The sequence below is a fragment of the Micromonospora sp. U21 genome, assembly GCF_018070045.1.
In the GTDB taxonomy this organism is placed as follows: domain Bacteria; phylum Actinomycetota; class Actinomycetes; order Mycobacteriales; family Micromonosporaceae; genus Micromonospora.
In genome coordinates this window covers 1-20,404 of the sequence record NZ_JAGPYK010000014.1, presented here as the reverse complement: position 1 = coordinate 20,404, position 20,404 = coordinate 1, and the positions used below count along the sequence as shown (strand labels likewise).

Below are 20,404 nucleotides of genomic sequence, written 5' to 3'. Positions count from 1 at the left end.
TGACCAAGGCCAAGTGATCGCTAACATGGGGAACAAGCACGTGCAGTAGCGCTCTCACCACCGACAAGACGCTGCCCTGCTGAGCCAATGCCCTGCCATCGTCTGCAAAGCCGTCTCCCAATGCGCCGCAATGTTAGCGCGAACATTTTTCTTCTGATGGTGGGTGGCCGGTGTGGTCCCGTCCCGGCCAGCGGGCTGGTCACAGCCCAGAACAAGGAGAGTGACGTGAGCAAGCAGTTCTCCCGGCGGAACCTGTTGCGCATTGGCGCATTGGCGGCCGCCGCCCCGGCCGCGATGACCCTCGCGCCCGCCACGCCCGCATTCGGTTCGGGCGGTACCCACGGCGGCCGAGGCGGCGCCGCAAGCAAACATCCGCGGCCGGGCTGGGAGGCCGCCAACTGGCGGGTCAAGCCCTTCGCGCTGAACCAGGTCGCCCTGCGCGACGGCATCTTCCGGCAGAAGCGCGACCGGATGCTCAACTACGCCCGGAACTACCCCGGCACCGGCGGTGTCCTCGACGGGCCGGACCGCATGCTGCACCTGTTCCGGGTCAACGCCGGCCTGTCCGCTCCCGGAACCTGGCCGGGCGGTTGGGACACCCCAAACCACCTGCTGCGCGGCCACTTCACCGGCCACTACCTGACGATGCTGTCGCAATGTTGGGCTGACACCGGCGAGGAGGTCTTCCTCGACAAGCTCGACTACCTGGTCGAGGAACTGGGCAAGTGTCAACGGGCGCTGGACGCCCGGCCGGTGGGTCGGGTGCCGGGCCGTTCGGGCAAGGCGGTACGGCTCAGCGACCCGCACCCCAACCAGTACGTCCTGCTGCCCGCGGGCATCCTGGCGGACGTCGCGGACGTCACCATCGCGGCCTGGGTGAACCTCGTGGCGGCGCAGAACAACGCCAAGATCTTCAGCTTCGGCACGGGTGCCAACGTCCACCTCTCGCTGACTGCGCGGGTCTCGGCGACCAACCCCGGTCCGCGTTTCGCGATCACCAACAGCGGCACCAGCGCTGAGCAGCGGATCACCGGCGACAGCGTTCCCGTCCCGATCGGTCAGTGGGCGCACGTCGCGGTCACCCTCTCCGCCGCGGACGGCACCGGCCGGCTCTACGTCGACGGGGTCGAGGCCGGCACGGCCGCCATCACGCTCACCCCGGCGAGCCTCGGTGCGACCGGCAACAACTGGATCGGGCGCGGGCAGAGCAACAACGATCCGCTGCTGAACACGTCGGTCGACGACTTCCGGATCTATCGTCGGGCGCTGAGTGGGACCGAGGTGCGGGCGCTCGCCGCTGAACAGGCGTCGGCCCCGGCCGGGTCCCCGGCGGACCTGGTCGCCTGGTACCGCTTCGACACCGACGGCGAGACCGCCCGCGACCACTCGGGCAACCGGCGGGACGCGACGATCATCGGCACCAGCTACCGCGGTTTCCTGGCCGCGTTCCCGGAGGGCCAGTTCAGCCGCCTCGAGCCGCCGACACTGCAGCCCAACAGCGGGCCGAACGCGGTCTGGGCGGTCTGGTACACGTGCCACAAGATCATGCGAGGGCTGCTCAATGCGTACCACCTGACCGGCAACGAGGAGGCCCTCGACATCGCCTTCCGGATGGGCGACTGGGCCCACCAGCGGCTCAGCCGGTACAGCCAGGATGAGCTGGATCGAATGTGGAACATCTACAGCGCGGGCGAGGCCGGGTCGATGAACGAGGTGATGGCGGAACTCTCGGCGCTGGCCCACGGCTCCAAGAAGCGGGCGCAGTACCTGGCGACGGCGAAGGCTTTTACCTTCACCACCCTCTTCGACGCCTCCCTCGCGGAGCGGGACGAGCTCAACGGGCGCCACGCCAACCAGTACATGGCGCCGAACATCGGCTACCTGCGGATCTTCGAGCGGACCGGGGACCGGGACTTCCACGTCGCGGCCAAGCACTTCTGGTCGATGGTGGTGCCGCACCGCACCTTCAGCAACGGTGGCGCCGGCCGGAGCGAACACTTCGGCCCGCGCGGCGTCATCACCGCCGGATTCACCTCGTCGTCGGACCCGAGACACGCCGAGACCTGCTGCGCCTACAACATGCTGCGACTGACCCGGAACCTCTTCTTCCACGACCCGGATCCGGCCTACATGGACTTCTACGAGAAGGCCCTGCACAACCAGATCCTCAGCTCGCGGCGGGACGTGGACAGCGTGACCAGCACCGAGGTGACATACCACCAGAACATGTGGCCGGGCCGCTCCCGCCGGATCGGCAACACCGTCGAATACAGCCGGTACGGCGGCAACGGCAGTTGCTGCAACGGCACCGGCCTGGAGAGCCACACCAAGTACCAGGAGACCATCTATTTCCATTCGGCCGACGAGTCGACGCTCTATGTCAACCTCTTCATCGCCTCGACCCTCACCTGGCGCGACCGGGGGTTCGTCATCACGCAGGAGACGCGGTACCCGACCGAGGGGTCGAGCCGGCTCCGCGTCGAGCAGGGCGGCGGGCGGTTGACGGTCCGGCTGCGGGTGCCGTCGTGGGCGACGCAGGGCTACACGGTACGGGTCAACGGGCGCCGCCAGCGGCTGGAGGCCAAGCCCGGCAGCTACGTCACCCTCGACCGCCGCTGGAACCGCGGCGACACGATCGACATCGACATGCCGATGAGCTTCCGGGTGGAGAAGGCCCTCGACGACAAGTCGGTCCAGTCGATCATGTATGGCCCGACCCTGATGGTGGTCCGCGACGCGACGCCGAGCTACCGCGAGTTCAGCTTCTATCGCGACGTCAAGCTCAACGGCGATCTGGCCAGTTCGATCCAATCGACCGACGTGCCGATGCACTTCACCACGCACGGCTACACGCTGGCGCCGTATTACATCTCCGATCCGGTGCCCGGCGAGTTCAATGCCTACCATCCGTACGTCAAGCGGATCGAGCCCGAGGTGGTCTTCGGCACGGTCGGGTCCGGAGTGCCCAACGACGGCGTACGCGACGAGAACGGCGAGACCTTCCTCGACCGGGTCTGGGCGGAGGCACCGTTCGCGAGCCACTGGCACTTCTTCCATCGTGTGCGGCAGGTTTCGGCCGAGTGGGTCACCGCCGCCCGGCACACCGAGGGACAGCGGCAGGCGATCCTCGACGCCGCCACCCGGGCGCGGCGCGACCTGGACGGCTGAGCGTCGCGCGGGTCCGGTCCGGGCGGGTACTTGAAAGTCAACTACCGGTAAGTACACTTCGGAGTCAACAAGTCGCTCCGGAGGTCTGTCATGATCGGCGAGAAGCCGCTGCCGGCACGACGCCTGCCTCGCGCGCAGCGCCGCGACCAGATCCTGGCCGCCGCGACGGAGGCGTTCGCCCGCAGCGGTTTCGCGGCGACGAGCCTGGACGACATCGCCGCCGAAGCGGGGATCACCCGCGTGATCCTTTACCGGCACTTCGACTCCAAGACCGACATGTACCAAGCGGTCCTGGACCGGATGTGCGCGCGCTTGGATGCCAACGTCGAAGAGCCTGTCGGCGGGTTCACCGATGCCAGCGTCGACGGCCTGCTCGCAGCCGCGATCGAGTCGCCAGCAGGGTTCCGGCTGCTGTTCCAGCACGCGCTACGTGAGCCGGAGTTCAAGGAACGTATCGAGAAGTTTCGCGCCGACATCACGGCCGCCGCGTACCTGCAGATCGCCGCGGTCGTCCCGGACCGGGCTCTGGCCCGGTGGGCGGCACAGCTGGCGCCGGTGGTGGCGATCGAGGCGATCATCGCCTGGCTCGACGCGGGGCAGCCCGACCCGGCAAAGGCAGCCGCCCGGATACGTCAGGCGGTCATGGGTGTCATCGGCGCGGCAGTCGCCTCCGACGTCGACTGTCCCCTCCCCCACCACGCACGCATGGAAGGAATCTCATGACCAGCTCGGCAGCACCCCGGACCGGCGAAACACCGGCTGAGCGGCAGAAGCGGGTGTGGGACAAGACCGCGCCCGGCTATGACAAGCAGATCGCCCTCTTCGAGAAGATCTGGTTCGCCGGCGGACGCGAGTGGCTCGGCCGACGTGCTCACGACCGCGTTCTCGAAGTCGCGATCGGCACCGGCCGCAACCTGCCTCATTACCCGTCCGACACCTCCCTCACCGGCATCGAGCTGAGCCCGGCGATGCTGGCCATCGCCCGGCAGCGCGCCGCCGACCTCGGCCGTCCGGTCGAGCTGCGCGAAGGCGACGCCGAGAAGCTGCCCTTCGACGACGCCTCGTTCGACACGGTGGTGTGCGCGTTGTCGCTGTGCACCATTCCTGACCCCGCAACTGCGATCGCCGAAATGTACCGGGTGCTGGTTCCAGACGGCACACTGCTGCTGGTGGACCACATCGCCAGCAGCTGGCCGTCGATCCGGGCAGCTCAATGGCTGCTCGAACGCTTGACGATCCGCGCGGCTGGGGAGCACTTCACCCGCCGTCAGCTGCCCCTGGTGCAAGCCGCCGGATTCCAGATCGTCGAGGCCGAACGGCTCAAGGCCGGCACCGTCGAGCGCATCCTCGCCCGTAAACCGGCCGCTCGTGTGGCAGACGCATGAGCCTCCCGTACGCGGGAGACGCCCGCGCACCGTCGGGTGACACGGCGGGTCATGCCGGCGGATCGCCCCGCTTGCGCACCTGAAAGACGCGGTACACGACCTACACCCGCCTATCAAGGCTGCTCGAAGTCCCGATACGGCTGTCCACCGACGTGGACGTCCCCACCAATGTTTTTTCGTTGTCACCTACAGGAGGTCATCTCTTGGATACCAGGATCCAGAACGTCCGGCTGAACGCCACGTCAAACGAGCAACTCATGGCGCTGGCAAACGCCGGGGCCGCAGCTTTCGGCCATACCGCCACACTCCAGGTGGACCGGGCCCTGGCCCAGCTTCTGCGGTTACGCGTCGCACAGATCAACAATTGCAGCTACTGCCTTCTGGTGCACCACGCCGCTGCCCGCACCGCCGACATCCCGCCGTCCAAGGTCGAGACCCTCACCGCGTGGTGGGAGACGCACCTGTTCACCGAGGAGGAGCGAGCCGCGCTGGCCTACGCCGAGGCGTTGACCCGAGCCGCCGACACCACCGTCAACAACCGCATCCAGGAGGCACACGACAGGATGGCTACGCACTTCACCGAGGACGAGATCCTGGAGATCGTGGCCGTTGTGATCAACATGAACATCTGGACGCGACTCAAGCTCGCCGAGGGTGCCATGCCCACGACGGCGCCTCCCGAGTGAGTTGATACCCGGCCCAGTCATCGGAGCAGGCTGACACCGCCCGGCCTGCCTGCTGGCGACCTCGAACTCGTCGTTCAGGCGCTCAACACCGTCACCAACGCGGTGAACTTGCCGTTCGGCTTCTGGACCAGGTGGGAACACGGTCGATGTCCCCGTCACCTCCTCGATCGTCCCCGCCTGGTCAGAACCACTGCCGTACGACGACCCCCGCGCCGCCGCCGTTGTCGCCCAGGTTGGTGTCGTTGAAGGTGAAGACCAGATGCGGCGCCGGATCGCCGTTGCTGGAGAACAGCATGCAGCCGCTGTCGGTGCCGACCGGGAACCAGGAGCTGGGTCCGTAGATCCGGCTGGTCTTCTTCACCCACATCGAGCCCGTGGTGACCCGGGCGATGAGCGCGTACCGGGGGGCACCGGGTGCCGGCCATCCGCCGGTGCTGGGTGCGGCCGGTAGCTCGCCGGCGATGCTCTTGGTGGTGCCCCAGAGGTCGATGTTGACGCTGCCCTGGGCCCTCACCCGGAAGGTGTCACCGTGGATGATGCTGATGGGCGACGCCCAGGTCGTCTGCTGGTTTCCCGGGGCGGGCCAGGCGGCGGGATCCTGGTGCTGCGGGGTGGTCGAGTCGTAGCAGCTGTCCAGGGCGGTGTCGGCCGCGGCCGGACCGGCCGGCAGCAGCGTGACCGTGAGAGCCAGGGTGAACGCGGTGACGGTGGAGACGACTGATCTGGTCCGCATGGCGGCTCCTGCCGGAGAACCCGCCGACGGCAGCCGTCGACGGTGGGGCCCAGTGTGTCTCATCCCGACAAGCAACTGGGCCTACCCACCTCCCCCGGTCCGGGGACGAGCCGACCGCTGTTCGTCTGAGTCGATCGTCGGCGCATCCGGACTAGGGTGCACCCATGACCTGGCCGGCTACCGAGTCGCCACTGATCGGCCGCGAGAACGAGATGGCCTCGACGGTGGCCGCGCTGCGGGTCCCCGGCTCCCCTGGCGCGTTGCTCGCCGGGCCGAGCGGGGTGGGCAAGACCCGCCTGGCCCACGAAGCGGCCGACCGGGTACGAGGCGCCCGGATCCTGCCGGTGCGGTGGCCGGTCGCCGGCTCCGGCCTGACGCTCGCCGGGCTCACCGGGCTGCTCCCGGCCGCCGACAGCCGGACCGCCGGCCTGGGCCCCGTGCAACTCGGTTTGCTCGGCCTCCGCCGCCTCGCCGAACAGGGTCGAACGATCCTGCTCGTCGATGACGCCCACCGGCTCGACGAGACATCCCTCGCCGTCCTTCACCAAGCCGTCATCGAAGGACTGGTCACCCTGCTCGCCACGGCGCGTACCGACGAGCCGGGCCGGGATGCGCTGACCGCGCTGTGGAAGGACGGCGGCGTCGTCCGGATCGGCCTCGCCGCGCTCGGTCCGCAGGCGTCCGACGCTCTGCTGGTCGCCGCTCTGGACGGTCCTGTGGAGGGTCGAACGCTGCGTCGCCTGCGCGACGCCGCCGCCGGGAACCCACTCTTCCTGCGCGAGCTGGTCACCTCGGCGCTCGAATCCGGTTTGCTCGATCGCCGCGCCGGGCTCTGGCAGCTCACCGGTCCGATGACGGCGGTCCCCCGACTGGCCGAGCTGCTACGGAATCGACTGGCCGACACCGACGCGGGGGAACGGGAGGCGCTGGAACTGCTCGCCGCTGGGGAACCCGTGCCCCTGCCGATGGCGTCCGCCATTGTCGGGGAAGAGGCGCTGGAAGCGCTGGAGCGCCGAGGGCTGATCGCCGTGGACCTCGGTGACCACCCGGCGGTGCGGCTCCGCCATCCGCTGTACGGCGAGCTGCTCCGGGCCGACACCCCGGCCCTGGGCCGGCGGCGACACGTCCGCCGGCTCGCCGACGCGCTGGAGGCCGAGGGCCCGCCGGGCCCGGGAAACCTCATCCGGAGCGCGTTGTGGCGGCTCGACGGCGGCGGCCCCGTCAACCCCGAGTTCATGCTGGCCGCCGCCGAACGGGCCGCGTTGACCCGGGAGTACGCCCAGGCCCAGCGGTTCGCCAGACGTGCCTGGTCGGCAGGGGGTGGCACCCTGGCCGGGCTGGCCTCGGTCCGGGCGCTGGCTCACCTGGGACGGACCGACGAAGCCGTCGCGCTCTGTGTGGAGCTGACCGAGCAGGTCGCCGTCAACGGTACGGAGGATGACCGTTGCCAGGTGGCGATCCAGCACGCCGAAATCCTCGTGCACGCCGCCGACGATGTGCACGCGGCACGCACCATGCTTGAACTCGCCTCGGGACGGGTGGGAGCCGGGGCGGGTCGTTCGGACGTGCCGGCGGCACCGGAGCCGTCCGGTCCCTGGCGCGACGGGCTCGACGCCTACGGTCTCTACCTGCGGTCGTACCAGCTCGACTGCACGGTGATCGACACGGCCCTGGCGGCGCTGCGCCGGGCCGGGCCGGTCTCGGCCCGGCTCGCCGCCAGCTGCGCCGCCGGTTGCGCGCTGCTGCTCGCTGGTCGGATCGCCGAGGCGGAGGCGTTGGTCGTGGAAATGTTGCCGCTGGCCCGCCGCCACCTCGGATCGAGCCAGATGCAGTGCAGCGGACTATCCCCGTTCCTCGCTCTGGTGCGCTGCTATCGTCCCGACCCCACGTCGGGGCTCGAACTCGCCCTGTCCGGGTACGAGACCAGCCTGCATCCGCCCGATCCGGTCAGCCAGGCGCTGCACGCCCTCGTGCTGGCCCAGATCTCGCTGTTCAGGGGCCGGCCCCGCACGGCTCTGCGCTGGGCGCAGGAGTCCGGCCTGGTGGCCGGGGACATCGGGCTGCGGCCGGTGTGCCGCTGGGCCGCGGCCGTCCGCGTGCAGGCCTGCGTTCAGCTCGGGTACGAGGCGGGCGGCGCTGTCACTGACCTGGACCGGTACCCAAGTGGTCCGGCTTCGGTGCGACTGTTCGACATGGAGGTTGCCCGCGCCCGCGCCTGGTACGGCGCGGCCCAGGGGGACGGAGGAGCGGGAATCGTCGGGCTCGCCGACGCCGTCGCCGAGCACGCCCGGCTCGGTGCGGTCGGCGCCGCCGCCATCGGCGCCCTCGACCTGGTCCGGCTCGGCGGTGCCGGGGCAGCGGCCCGGCTGCTCAACCACCACCCACCCGACCCCGGGTGGGCGCTCGGCGCGGTCATCGTGCGGTACGCCACCGCAGCCGTCGCCGGGGATGCCGAGGCCCTGCTCGACGTCGCCGACCGGTTCGCCCGGTACGACATGCCCCTGCACGCCGCCGAGGCGGCCAACCTCGCCGGCTCCCGCTGGCGGGCAGACGATGAGCCCGGCGAGGTGTCCCGGGCTCATCTGGTCATCGACGTCCACCTGGCCCGGATCGACGAACCGGTCAACTCCCCGGCGCTGCGTCGACGCACGGCGGTGGGCCGGCTGACCGCCCGGGAACAGCAGATGGTGCTGGCCGCGGCGGCCGGCGAACGGACCAGGTCGATCGCCGAGCGGCTGCACCTGTCGGAGCGCACAGTGGAGAACCACCTGAACCGGGCATATCGCAAGCTCGGTGTCGCCGGGCGGGCAGAGTTGCGCGGTGCCCTCTCCACCGGCTGCCTGAACACGAACTGAGTACTCCGGCACTCATGCGTCCGGACTGGCAGCCGTGCTGGGCTTGGGCGGCGGCGAACAGGCCGTCGTCCCTCCCCCGGAAGGCACATCCGCATGCGTACACCCGTCCTCTTCCGTCGGCTGCTCGGCACCGCCGTCGGCTCGCTGCTCCTGATCGGGAGTCTCGTCCTCGGTGCCACCGCCCCGGCCGGTGCGGACCCGCCGGAGATCCGGTTCGAGAACCTGTGCGGCGCGGTCGCCTTCGAATGGGACACCGGCACCATCGGCGGCGACGAGACGTGGGCAACCACTGTGCTGCGCGACGGCGTGGTGATCGACGAGTTCGAGATGCGGGCCCGGGGCGGCCGGGAGTACGGCGCGCGGGACGGTGCTCTGTTCGAGATCCGGCGCGAAGGGCTGCCCGCCCGGGACTACCTGCACCGGTCACCGGACGACTGTGTGGACCCGCCACAGCTCACCGTCGCCGCGACCAGCGAGTGTTCCTCGCTGCTCCTCACGTTCGGCAACCTCGGGACCAACCCGATCACCGGAATCCAGGTGCTGATCGAAGGCGTCGGAGGCCGAGATGTCGCACCCCTCGGGACAGGCAGCCGCGATGAGCACCACCGGCTCCCCGACGGTGCCCGGTTCCACGTGGTCACCCCGTTGGGCAGCGGTGTCGCGTCCTGGTTCTCCGGCACCTACGTCAAGCCGGAGCGGTGCACCCCGGACGAGGTCGAGGTGCGGTTCACCGACGGGTGCGACGGGGTCCGGGTCGACCTGACGAGCACGGCCGGCGGCGTCTACCGGGTGGAGGTGATCGCCGGTGGCGGCGTCGCCGGCACCGCCGTACTCGCCGCCGGTGGTGACGCCCGCGTCGACGTGACGGCCACGCCGGGCACCTCCGTGCTGGTCCGCGACGCGGTCGGCGGCAGCGAGCTGGGCCGGCACACCGTCGGCGAGCCGGCCTGCGCTACCCCGACGGCGACCCCGACCGGCATCACCCCGACACCAACCTCGGACGGGACGGCGCCGACGCCCGGCAGATCATCTGGTGCCCCGCCCGCAACCGGTGACGGTGGCGGTTTGCCGGTGACCGGCGCCCGGACCGCCCTGTTCTCCCTGGCCGGGTCGCTGCTGGCGGGTTCCGGGATGGTGTTGTTCCTCCTGGCCCGCAGTCGTCGGCTGCCTTTCACCGGCACGTCCGGACAGTAGGCGGCCGTCGGCAGCGGAGGGCACCGCTGGCCGGCACGCTGGCGTGACCGGCTGCGGCGGAGCCGCCGGCAGAACCTGAGCGATGCATCGGCTGGTGCACCGGCGCACCGGTGGGCCGGTGCACCAGCCGTCAGCCACCACTTCGATCGGAGGTTCGATGTCGACCGCACGACGAGGACGCGGACTTCCCCTGGCCACCGTCGTACTGACGGTCCTGGCCCTGCTCACTCCCGGGCCGTCGGCCGCCGCAGCCGAAGAGAAGTTCCGGCCGGCGGCCGAGGACGTTGCCAAGGACCGCCACGTCGTGGTCCTGGCGAAACCGAAGTCCGCTGAGGAGAACGTCGAGCAGACCGCCAAACGGCTGCTGGCGACCTATCCGGGGGAGCTGGAGTTCACCTACCAGCACGTTCTGCGCGGCTTCGCGGTCACGATGAGCACGGAGACCGCGCGTGCGCTCAGCAAGGAACCCGAGATCGCGTACGTCGAACAGCAGGTCGAGCTGGAGTTCCTCGGCGACCAGGTGGATGCGCCGTGGGGGCTGGACCTGAGCGACCAGCGCCGGGGAATGGACGACGTCTACCGCTGGGACTCGGACGGCTCGGGTGTGCACGCGTACGTGTTCGACTCCGGAATCCGGCAGAGCCACCACGACTTCGAGGGACGAGCCTCCGCTGACGTCTCGTTCGGCGATGCTGGCACCGGCCCCGGCGGGTCAGCCGACTGCAACGGCCACGGCACGACGATGGCGGGGGTGGTCGGCGGTCGGGTCCACGGGATGGCCAAGGGTGTCCGCCTGCACTCGGTGCGGATCGGTTGCCGCGCCGGCACCACGGCGGCACTTCTCGCGGCCGTGGACTGGCTCGCCGTCAACGCGATCCGCCCGGCCGTGGCCAACTTCAGCTTTCGTTCCGCGCCCAGCACCGTCGTCGACGCCGCAGCCAACGAGCTGATCAGGCGTGGCATCACGGTGGTGGCGGCCGCCGGCCACAGCAACGAGGACGCGTGCGGCTCCTCCCCGGGCAGGGTCCCGGCGGTCGTCACCGTCGGCGCAGTGCACGCGTTGAAGGATCGCACCGCAAGCTCCAACTGGGGCGGGTGTGTGGACCTGTTCGCCCCGGGCGAGAGCGTGCCGACCACGACGAATGTCAGCGACACCAGCACCGGGTTGACCGGCGGTACCTCCATCGCGACCGCGCACGTCACGGGGGCGGCGGCGCGTTACCTTCAGCGTTTCCCGCACGCCTCGCCGGCACTGGTGGCGGCCACCCTGGTCAACGAGGCGAGCCGGGACCGGATCACCGACCACCGGGGCTCGCCGAACCGGGTGCTCTACACCGACCCCAACGGTCCGGGCAACGACGGTTTCGGACGTACCGGGGCGGATGTGAACGGCGACGGCCGCGACGACGTCGTCACCTTCGGACGCGGTACGTCCGCCGACGTGTGGGTGGCGCTCTCCACCGGGTCGGCCTTCGCCGCGGGAACGAAGTGGCACGAGTACTTCGGAGCTGGCGAGGAGATCCCGATGGTCGGTGACGTCAACGGCGACGGCAGGGCCGACCTGATCACCTTCACCCGTGGCACCAGCGCCGACGTGTACGTGGCGCTCGCCACCGGCTCGGCGTTCGGGCCCTCGCAGCGGTGGCACACCTGGTTCGCCGCGTCCAACGAGACCCCGGTGGTCGGTGACTTCAATGGTGACGGCCGGGACGACATCGCGACCGTGACACGGGGCGCCCTCAACAGCCCCTCGGTCAACCGCACCGTGTATGTGGCGCTGTCGAACGGGACCGGCTTCGTCGGCACCACCGTGCGGTGGAGCGACTCGTTCCTCGGCGGCGACGCGGTGCCGTTGGTCGGCGACTTCGACTGCGACGGGCGTGACGACCTGGCAGCCTTCGAGCGGGGCGGAGCCGGCCGCGTGCTGGTCGCTTCCTCGCAGGGTGACCGGTTCGCGGGTGCGACGCTCTGGGGCTACCGCTTCGCTCTGGCCGCCGCGGTACCGACGGTCGGCGACTTCAACGGCGACGGGTGTGACGATGTGGCGGAGTTTTCCCGGGGCGACGCGCCGTTCGTCCGGGTGGCCCTGTCGATGGCTGGCTACTGGGCGACGCGACTGTTCGGTGATCCGACTGTGTGGCACCGCGACTTCGCCGGTGGCGTGGCGGTCCCCGGCGCCGGCGACTTCACCGGCGACGGCCGCGACGATGTGGTCGCCTTCACCAGGGGCAATGCCGCGGATGTCTTCGTCGCACCATCGACCTCGGGAGCGTTCTCGGCCGACGTTCGCAAGTGGAATGACTGGTTCGCCTACGGCACGGAGGTGCCAATGCCGTCGGTGCTGTGGTAGCCAGCGCTTCGGCCGAGACGACTGGCCGGCGCACGGGCATCGAAGAACCCGTCGATGGATGTGGCGGTAGCCCTGCCGACATGAACGTGATGACGGCGGCGCCCCCGCCACATCCGGTAGCGGCGGTGCGACTCCCGCGACGTCGGCGCCGGCAGAGTATTGCGCACTTTTCCTATCGCGGAAAAGGGTGCCACGCCGTCCCTTTAGGACAATTACTGGGCTCGAAGGCCGGGCCACCTGCGATGGGAGGTTTTGTGAGAGGCAGGACGTTCGCGCTGGGTGCATTGCTCGTCGCCCTCGTCACGACGGGGGCGTGCGGAGGCAGCGGCGACGCCGAGAGGAAGTACGTCGACAAACTGACCGGAGCCGGCTTCGAGTCGGTTTCGGTCCTGCCGGAGGTCAAGACATCACATCGGAAGAACCGCGAACGCAGGAGCACTGTCGCCTACACGTTCGACTGGCGCGTGAACACCGACGCCGACCCCGCGACCTGCACCGTCACCCTCCGGCACCCCGCGCACTCGACCAGCAGCCTGCGCGGTGACCACTGGAACATCGAAGAGGTCAACGACGAGGACATCCAGGGCTGGGGCGGCGAAAGCCCCGACCCCGACACGGTGCGGCGGCTGCTGCGCAAACACGACTACGACTGCTGAGCTGCAGGATCAACGCGATCTGTTGCGTTTCTCTCGGACGGGCAGTCTTCCGGCACCCTCGGCAAGGCTGCCAAGTGCCAGATCGCCGTCAGTGTCCACGCGGCGACCGACGCCGCCTCGGCGGTGCTGAACTGGCGGCTGCGCGCCGCGCTCGACCTCGCCGGCAGAGCGCTCCGCAAGGCCGCAGACCGGGTTACGAGCGAACGCGGATGATCGTCTTTCCCTTGATCCGCTCAGTCGGGTTGAACGCGGCGACGGCGTCGTCGAGGGTCGCCACGGTGCCAATGTTCGTACGCAGCCGACCATCCCTGACCCGCTGGACCACCTCACCCAGTTGCACCCGATCGGCCTCGACAACAAAATCCACCGCCAGGCCGTCCACCGGCCGCGCCTCAGGCGGACCAGCAACGGTCACCAACATCCCACCGGCCCGCACCAGACCCACAGAACGCTTCTGAATATCGCCACCGATCACGTCGAAAACCAGATCCACCCCACCGACGTCCTCCAGGACATCATTACCGAGGTCAACAAACTCCTGCGCACCGAAATCGAGCGCGGCCTGACGGTCCCCCGCACGCCCCGTGCCAACAACGTAGGCACCCGCCTCCCTGGCCAACTGCGTCACCATCGAACCAACCCCACCGCCCGCACCATGGACAAGAACACTCTGCCCCGCCTGGAAACGACCATGCACGAACAACCCCTGCCACGCGGTCAAACCCGAGATCGGCAGACTCGCCCCAACCGCAAAATCGACATCACCCGGCAACGACGCAAGGTTCCGCGCCTCCACAGCCACATACTCCGCCAACGTCCCGTCACGACTCCAGTCCGCCAGACCGAACACCCGCTGCCCCACCGACAGGCCCCGCGTGCCATAACCGAGCGCGCTGACCACCCCAGCCACCTCATGCCCCGGAACCGACGGCGTCCGATCCCGCCCAAGTCGATCAGTCCAAGTCCCCGGCCACGTCAACTCACCCGGAGTGAACCCCGACGCATACACCTCAACAAGAACATCATTCGCCGTCGCCTCCGGCTCCGCACGCTCCACCAACGCCATCCCGGCCGTCCCCGCAGCCTCGTCCGTCACAACAATCGCCCTCATCTGGACACCTCCCTGCATCAGTCACCCACCAGCACGACACTTCACTTCCCCCATTTACTGACGCCAGACGTCCGTGTCCCACCCAGCCGACCGAAAAGATCTGTGAGGGGTCGTCAGTTGCTGAGGGCCAGCCTGATACCGAAGACGCCGATGACGGTGCCGGTGATCCGGTCGAGCACACGGCGAGCGTGGGGTTTGCGGAGCCACCCCTGCAGGACGCGGGCGAAGCCGATGAGGACGGCAGACCAGAGCAGACCGATCAAGATGTGCACCGTGGTGAGCAGGAGGCCCATGGTGAAGTGGCCGGTACCTGGGGGGATGAACTGAGGCAGGACGGCCACGTAGAAGGCGCCCATCTTCGGGTTCAGGAGGTTGGTGAGCGTCCCCTGCCGCCAGCCGCCGCTGACCGAGTCCGCGCCGGCGGCCAGAACAGAGTCGTCCTGGTCTGCCGAAGGCAGCCCCCGGAAGGTGTCCCGGAGCATGCGGAACCCCATCCAGACCAGGTAAGCGGCACCGATCCAGCGCAGCGCGGTGTAAGCGAGGTGGGAGGCCGTGAGGAGCGCGGTCACTCCGAGGGAGGTGAACGCACCCCACACCAGGGTGCCGGTCTGGATTCCGAGGACGACGCCCCAGGCGCTCCTGCGCCGGCCGAGGGCCGACGTGCGCAAGATCAGCGCCGTGTCGAGTCCGGGAGTCAGAGTGAGAAGCCCTACAACTAGGGCGAAGGACCACAGGGCGGAGCTTATTGCCATGGAATTGCCAGATTACACCACCAGCCCGCCTGCTTTGTTAGCGGGCCTGGTGGATCTTGAGCTGTCTAGCCTCCACTCCAAAGAGACAGGCCCTAGCTGCGGCACACCATCGCCGGCTTCCACAGCGACGGCGAAGACCAGCCTCTCGACCCAGGCAGGTGAGGCTCCGCGCCGGCAACCACCCCGCGCCCAACGCAGTACCGACCAGGCCCACCCGCCTCAAGCCTCCGACCATCAACATCGGCCCCAGTCGGCAACGGCCCGCCCGGTGCCCTGCGCTGCGCACCATCGTGGGCGCGGTGATGACCGTCGGCCTCATCCTCAGCGTCCTCGCGCGTATGCCCCATCCGAACGGCTCCAGGTCGAGGGACGTGCCTGGCTGCACCGGATCGCTCGCCTGCTGGACGCCAGATTGCCGGTCTTGGGGGGTCGGCAGGCCTGGATACGTAGTCATTTCGCTGCGGCAGGTGGCTGCCAACTGATCCGTTCATAGCAGACCAGGACGATCAAGATGATGGTGACTAGAGCGAGGGCGGCGAGGGCGGGAAGGTGTCGGGCGACGGGCAGCAGCGCGAGGATGGTGCCGGCCGCGACGATCGGGGCGGGTGCGGTGTGCCGGACGGTGAGTCGAAGGAACAGTGCCCGACCAATGAGGTAGAGGGCCGGGCCGCCGAACAGAGCTGCGGTCGAAGTCCAGTCCAGCGGGGTCCCAGCGGGCTGCTGGGGTGGGTGGTGGGCCATGTGGGCGACGACCACCTCGATGCCGAGGGACAGGTAGATGATCCCGGCGATGAGCGCGAAGTGAGTCAAGCTGTAGGCGATGCTGCCGGTTCGAGTCCGGTCCGGAGCGGGGATCCGCGCCAGGGCTTGTCCGGCAGGCGCGGCGGCGTTTTCGAAGTACAGCCACCACAGGGCCAGCGCCGCGGTCAGGGCGAGCAGCGCAGCGATCACGACCGGCCAATGGGCGACCGCCGATCCGGCGCCGACGCCCACCGAGATCAGCGACTCGCCCAGAGCAATGATTACCATCAGGCCGTGCCGCTCGGCGAAATGGCTGGGGCTGGGCAACGGAGCGCGTCCGGCAGACACCGCGATGAATAGGCCGCCGATGCAGTCGATGAGGAACGCCGCAGCCCACAAGAGCGTCTGCGTGGCACCGCCGAACACCGCGCCGAACAGCAGCGCAGGCACGCCCACCGCGACCGGGATGACCCGCAAGCGCAGCGCAGCGCGTAGCCGCTTGTTACCGGCCGATATGTGCCAGACGAGGGCCAGATATACCACCCGGACGACGATGTAGACGAGGGCCAGCGTCATGGGCGCGGCCAGTGACTGGTTGCCGTGCCGCCACGCCTCGGGGAGGACCAGGGCGGCCACGAACATCGCGGCCATCACAGCGCAGTTTCCGGCGCGGACCAGGCCCACGTCGGCGCGGACCTGGTTGGCCAACCAAGCGTAGTTAGTGAACGGCCACCACAGCAGCAGCAGGAGCACAAGGCTGTGCACCAGCCCGAGTGGCGTCGGCGCCTGTGCCGTGAACGTCGCCACCCGGATGAAGGCGAACACGAACACCAGGTCGAAGAACACTTCGAACGGGGTGGTCCGATGGGTTTCCTCGGTCGGCACCGGCGGCCCGGCCCGGAAGATGTACCTCATAGTCCTATCTTGTTCGCCCAACGTCCGGCAGATCCGGATTCAACACTTAACCCGGCAGCCACCGCTGGCCACCACGGATGACTTCGGCGCAGCTCCCAGATACCCCCACTTCGACCTCTCGGCCGGTCTGGGCGCGATGAGCATGCGCGCGTGCGACATCTGCCAACCCGTCCAGGCCCTCATCCCGGTAGCAGCGCGCCTAGAGAGCATGGTCAACTCGATCAGCACTCGGTGGAATGCCACCCATGAACTGAAGCCAACCTGTCACGGGTCAAGCGGAACGGCTGCCGGCCTGTCTAATCCCACCTGATGCTTGACAGATCAGCCCCAGCACATGCGCGACAGTCGGCCTTGGTTGTTCACTTGCCCTGGTTCCAGTAGGTGCCACCGCGCGACAGTCGTGCACCTACGCTTCTGGCCAGTCGGACACGATGACCAATGGGACTGAGTCCGGCGAACGGTGGTCGTCACCAGGAAAGTACTCGATGTGCTGATGCCGGTGGACTGTCCGGTCATCGGCGGTCTCGGCCTGCTCAGCCACGCCATCGAGCGCGTCCCAGATGATGTCGAGATACTCACGCCCGCCGGAGAAATGCAGCCTGGTCCCGCCTTGCAGACTGACAAGCAGCGGGCCTGCGGTCGCCTCTTGACTGACGGCCCCGTCGGTGACCACCACCTCAAAGGGCTCAGCATGATGGCGTAGCAGCCGGCTGAGGGCGCGGAGCGCAGCCGGCGGACCGGCAAGCTCCAGCTCGTCGTCGCTGACGGAGAGCCGGCAGCGCCGGTGATCGTCCACCGGCGCATTGTCCCTCACCGCGCGGCCCCTATCGTCGCCCACCGTGAAGGCCTCCGCGAGCGCCTTGAGGAGCATGTCGGGCATCAGGTGGGACGCGAGCGTCAAGCATCTCCCGTGACGGGACAGAACGGCCGCCGGCCGCCGGCCTGTGATCCGCGCGGCCTGTGATCTGCCGCCCCGGTCTGCGAGAACTTTCTGTACGTCGATCAAGGCGGCCCTGAACGGGCCGCACGCGCCGCCGCCAGGGCGCGCGGCCGACCGCTCAGCTGTCGCACACGGCGGCCACGCAATACGCCCGGCGGCTGGCACCGGACACCGGGAGCCCAACAGGCCGCCGAAGGACACAGGGCAGGGCTGAGTGAGGTTGCGGCCGGCAGCCGGCCAGGCCGCACGGGTCGACGCGCGGCGTGACCACCGGGACGCCCGGCGGGTTGCGGGCCGCACCGGGTTGCGGTTACTGCGCTTACCGCGGGGCTCATTACCGCGGCCCCGTCCGGGCACGGATGAACCAGGCATTACAGCGCCACGGGCTGCCGATCCCCGATGACACGGTCTCCGACAAGATCGTCCTGCTCGGCAGACGTCCACCGTCACCGAACCGACCGCACCGACTCTGTTCTGAGCTGCCGGCACGAGTCACCGGCCATCCGCCAGGACCAGTACCCGCGCCGCATGCAGGACCCCATCGCGTTCAAGCTGTCGGGGTCGACGGCATCACTGTCGCCGCCTGGGGCGGAACGACAACCGCTTGCTGCTCCACCGTGATCGCCGAGCAGCAAGCAGCCTGATTTCAGCGCGGTCCGACGAACTCGGTCTTCACGCTCCATGCGAACTGAATCAACAGGGTCACCGGGGACTTTTCGGCAATGTCATGCATCACCTTCAAGTCGTCGGGGTCAGGCTCTTCGCTCAGCGTGATCGTGCGCTGCAGGTAACGCTCTGCGCCTTCCTGCTCGGGTTCGTGGTAGTCGATCTCGACGGTGATGTCGCCGGCGGTGTCGTACTTGTAGTCGACGTACTGCCTGAGCGTCTGAGCAGTGCACGACGCGAGCGCCATCAACAGGTACTCCGTCGGCGTCGGGCCTTCGCCGAGTGCACCGTTGTGCGGTTCATCGGCGACGAACGTGAAGCCGCGGGTGGTCATGTCCGTGCGCCGGCGCTCGGTGGCCGGAAGGACAGTTCGGGCGGATGCGACGACACGATCCCGATCGCTTTCCATCAGCCGCGCCTTTCTGGAGATCCTGGTAGTGACGGTCGAGATACTCGGATCCAGCAGCAGCCCAGCCGCGGTCTGAGCGGGGGATGTGGCTGGCCGTATCACCCCATGACCGAGTACCTCCGCAGGCTAGCCTTCGCGGACTGAATAGTCCAGTTGATCGCTTGTCGCCAGAGCCGCTCGGCCCTCGTGAACCATCAACTCCGGGTGTTCTAAGCTGTAGTGAGAGGTGGTTAGGACCAAGACACCCCAGCTGAACTCGATCGACGCGCCAAACTCAAGAGCGGACTTATCAGTCCATTAAGGCTAGGCTTGCCGTCGTTCACGCATCGGGGCGGCGATCGTCGTCGCCTCCCCCGACTAGGGCGGACTCAAATCCGGACAACGTGGAGAACATCGATGCTCAGTGATCCGCAGTCGCGCGCCGACACGGTGGCACTGGTGCGCGCGTGCCGCACATGGGTCGCGACGACGCTCCCGATCGGGGCATCGGATCCTGGCTCTACTGCTGTCTTACCTGCAGCCCCGCCCTCATCGATCTCCGGGCTGCTCGCACCCGCCGCGACCAGCCTGATCGCGATGAAACGGGCTCAATTAACGGGTCGGCTCGCCGGACGGCTCCACGAGGAACGATTTGATGTGTTCCAGCGCCATGTCTAGAGCAACTTCCATGGGTGCGACGTTGTGCGCGGCGTTCGCCAGCAGGTAGCCGCCTTGCAAAGCTGCCATCAACCCCGTGGCCAACTTCTCCGGGTCGGAGTCCTGGCGCAGCGCACCGCTGTCCCGCATCCGGTGCAGACCATCACTGATCAGCTTTTCCCATGCCGCAAACGTCTCGAACAGCATCGATCGGGCCTGCTCATCTTGATCGGACAGCTCGACAGCCATCGACCCGAGACCGCACCCGTATTTGCCGTTGTTCAGCGAGTTGGCCTGGACCAGCGCGTTACGCCACCGGACCAGCCCTGAGAACGATCTCAGTCGTTCGAGCCCTCCGCGCTCGCGCTGGAGCACAAGCGCGCCTCGATATTTGACCAACGCGCGCACGAGCTCCTGCTTGTCGGCGAAGTGGTGGTAGAGCTGAGACTTGCTCGTCTGGCTTGCCTCGCGGACGTCGTCAAGGGTCGTCGCGTTCACTCCGCGCACGAACATCAGCCGGTTCGCCGCCTCGAGGATCCGCTCTCGCGTCGCGATGCCCCGTTGACTGATCCTCCGCTGATTCGTCGGCGCAGCCACCCGCTCGTCGCTCATCGGTCAAGTGTATCCAGCATGCGAGATAATCCGCGGAAAATGGGACCCTGGAGTCCATCCGGCGTCCTGTCGCATTTACCTGATGATGAAGGACGAACACATGCGCCGCCGGCCTGAATGAGCGGTGCAATGTCCGCTAGATCATCGACAGGGCGAGTCAGTTCCTGGACCGTCTGGTCCCGCCTGCGGCACGTTGCTACTCAAGGGCTGCTCGTAGGCCACCGAGAAGCAGCTGGGTTCCGTACCGAACATGCATCGCGCCCCGTCCACCAGCCCGGCCGGCCGGGCGGTGAAGCGGCTCCTGCCACGGAACGTCGCCAGCTTGGCGAGGATCGCCACCATCGCCACGGACGGGGCCTGTGGGCGAGGTCGATCAGCGCGGGCCCGGTCACCGAGGAGCGCGTCGCGCGCCGGCGCACCTCCCGCAACGCCGCACGCACCAGCATCTCTTGCGGCCGATCGCGGGCCACGTCTCGCTCGGCACCGGCACCGGCACCGGCACCGGCACCGGCACCGGCACCGGAGAGAGCCTGCGCCCATCCGGCTGACTCCTCGTCCAGGCCGACCACGTCGGCGTGGGCCGGCGCGCGGCCCC

15 protein-coding genes and 1 pseudogene are annotated in these 20,404 nt (G+C 68.7%); 9 read left to right on the top strand and 7 right to left on the bottom strand.

The features are described 5' to 3' along the window. The first annotated feature begins 225 nt into the window (after nucleotides 1-225). The 4 genes from KBX63_RS19180 (at nucleotide 226) to KBX63_RS19165 (ending at nucleotide 5,239) form a co-directional block, all read left to right on the top strand. A complete protein-coding gene (locus KBX63_RS19180) occupies nucleotides 226-3,168 on the top strand; it encodes a beta-L-arabinofuranosidase domain-containing protein (RefSeq protein WP_210912604.1) in 2,943 nt (980 codons plus the stop codon). 90 nt (nucleotides 3,169-3,258) lie between these two features. Then, entirely contained in the window at nucleotides 3,259-3,891 is a 633-nt protein-coding gene (locus tag KBX63_RS19175) for a TetR/AcrR family transcriptional regulator (RefSeq protein WP_210912603.1), read from the top strand. Beyond that, nucleotides 3,888-4,553 (top strand): class I SAM-dependent methyltransferase, encoded by a 666-nt coding sequence (locus tag KBX63_RS19170; protein ID WP_210912602.1) that lies wholly within the window; start codon nucleotides 3,888-3,890, stop codon nucleotides 4,551-4,553. The genes KBX63_RS19175 and KBX63_RS19170 overlap by 4 nt, the downstream gene beginning before the upstream one ends. 257 nt (nucleotides 4,554-4,810) lie before the next feature. Beyond that, nucleotides 4,811-5,239: a carboxymuconolactone decarboxylase family protein gene (locus KBX63_RS19165; RefSeq protein WP_210912601.1), complete on the top strand. Its 429-nt coding sequence runs from the start codon at nucleotides 4,811-4,813 to the stop codon at nucleotides 5,237-5,239. Nucleotides 5,240-5,420: 181 nt separating this feature from the next. Here the strand turns inward: KBX63_RS19165 and KBX63_RS19160 are convergent, their stop codons facing one another. After that, nucleotides 5,421-5,972, bottom strand: a complete 552-nt coding sequence (locus KBX63_RS19160) for a hypothetical protein (protein WP_210912600.1) — start codon at nucleotides 5,970-5,972, stop codon at nucleotides 5,421-5,423. A 164-nt stretch (nucleotides 5,973-6,136) separates the two neighbouring features. Here KBX63_RS19160 and KBX63_RS19155 point away from each other — a divergent pair, with 164 nt between their 5' ends. The 5 genes and pseudogenes from KBX63_RS19155 to KBX63_RS36010 form a co-directional block, all read left to right on the top strand. After that, a complete protein-coding gene (locus KBX63_RS19155; protein ID WP_210912599.1) occupies nucleotides 6,137-8,827 on the top strand; it encodes an ATP-binding protein in 2,691 nt (896 codons plus the stop codon). Nucleotides 8,828-8,920: 93 nt separating this feature from the next. Further along, nucleotides 8,921-10,021, top strand: coding sequence for a hypothetical protein (locus KBX63_RS19150; RefSeq protein ID WP_210912598.1), 1,101 nt, complete (start codon nucleotides 8,921-8,923; stop codon nucleotides 10,019-10,021). 157 nt (nucleotides 10,022-10,178) lie between these two features. Next, the gene (locus tag KBX63_RS19145; protein WP_210912597.1) at nucleotides 10,179-12,371 is read left to right on the top strand and encodes a S8 family serine peptidase; all 2,193 of its coding nucleotides are present in this window, start codon (nucleotides 10,179-10,181) and stop codon (nucleotides 12,369-12,371) included. 284 nt (nucleotides 12,372-12,655) lie between these two features. Next, complete coding sequence (locus tag KBX63_RS19140) at nucleotides 12,656-13,027, top strand: hypothetical protein (protein ID WP_210912596.1); 372 nt, start codon at nucleotides 12,656-12,658, stop codon at nucleotides 13,025-13,027. A 42-nt stretch (nucleotides 13,028-13,069) separates the two neighbouring features. Then, nucleotides 13,070-13,240 (top strand): annotated as a pseudogene (locus KBX63_RS36010) (transposase); the annotation flags it as partial. Here KBX63_RS36010 and KBX63_RS19130 read toward each other — a convergent pair. From KBX63_RS19130 to KBX63_RS19105, 6 genes are all read right to left on the bottom strand, one after another. Beyond that, nucleotides 13,221-14,093 (bottom strand): NADP-dependent oxidoreductase, encoded by an 873-nt coding sequence (locus KBX63_RS19130; protein ID WP_247662004.1) that lies wholly within the window; start codon nucleotides 14,091-14,093, stop codon nucleotides 13,221-13,223. The pseudogene KBX63_RS36010 and the gene KBX63_RS19130 overlap by 20 nt on opposite strands. 158 nt (nucleotides 14,094-14,251) lie before the next feature. Further along, nucleotides 14,252-14,890: a LysE family translocator gene (locus tag KBX63_RS19125; RefSeq protein ID WP_256443119.1), complete on the bottom strand. Its 639-nt coding sequence runs from the start codon at nucleotides 14,888-14,890 to the stop codon at nucleotides 14,252-14,254. 450 nt (nucleotides 14,891-15,340) lie between these two features. Beyond that, entirely contained in the window at nucleotides 15,341-16,546 is a 1,206-nt protein-coding gene (locus KBX63_RS19120; RefSeq protein ID WP_210912595.1) for a low temperature requirement protein A, read from the bottom strand. A 406-nt stretch (nucleotides 16,547-16,952) separates the two neighbouring features. Beyond that, nucleotides 16,953-17,447, bottom strand: coding sequence for a hypothetical protein (locus tag KBX63_RS19115; protein WP_210912594.1), 495 nt, complete (start codon nucleotides 17,445-17,447; stop codon nucleotides 16,953-16,955). Between the two features lie 685 nt (nucleotides 17,448-18,132). Then, nucleotides 18,133-18,561 (bottom strand): OsmC family protein, encoded by a 429-nt coding sequence (locus KBX63_RS19110; RefSeq protein ID WP_210912593.1) that lies wholly within the window; start codon nucleotides 18,559-18,561, stop codon nucleotides 18,133-18,135. 591 nt (nucleotides 18,562-19,152) lie between these two features. Further along, nucleotides 19,153-19,809: a TetR/AcrR family transcriptional regulator gene (locus KBX63_RS19105; RefSeq protein ID WP_210912592.1), complete on the bottom strand. Its 657-nt coding sequence runs from the start codon at nucleotides 19,807-19,809 to the stop codon at nucleotides 19,153-19,155. Nucleotides 19,810-20,404 lie beyond the last annotated feature (595 nt).